This window comes from Ensifer sp. NM-2, assembly GCF_003024455.1.
Lineage (GTDB): Bacteria > Pseudomonadota > Alphaproteobacteria > Rhizobiales > Rhizobiaceae > Ensifer > Ensifer canadensis.
Genome location: NZ_PVZR01000195.1, coordinates 1 through 282, shown reverse-complemented (window position 1 = coordinate 282; position 282 = coordinate 1). Strand labels below are relative to the sequence as shown.

1 protein-coding gene is annotated in these 282 nt (G+C 56.4%); it reads right to left on the bottom strand.

From position 1 onward, the window contains the following. Nucleotides 1–282, bottom strand: a 282-nt coding sequence (locus tag C6558_RS39445) for a transposase (RefSeq protein ID WP_146161040.1), incomplete at both ends; no start/stop codon positions are given.

Genomic DNA, 282 nt, shown 5'->3' with positions numbered 1-282 from the left:
TCTTGTCGGTCTTGATCTTGGCGTCGGCAATCGCCTTGACCTTCAAGGGATGGGCGAGAACGACATCATCGCAAATGTCGTCGAGCCAGTCGTACATCACCATCCAGTTGCGCGTCGCCTCGACCACAGCATGCGAGTTCTCGCGGTAGCGTTCCAGAAACCCACCGAGCGACTGGCGATCGTTCTTCACCCGGCCCGATCTGAGCGTCTTGCCGCTGCTGTCCTGCACCACCAGATGACTATAGGATTTGTGGTAGTCGACGCCGATATGGTAATCATAAG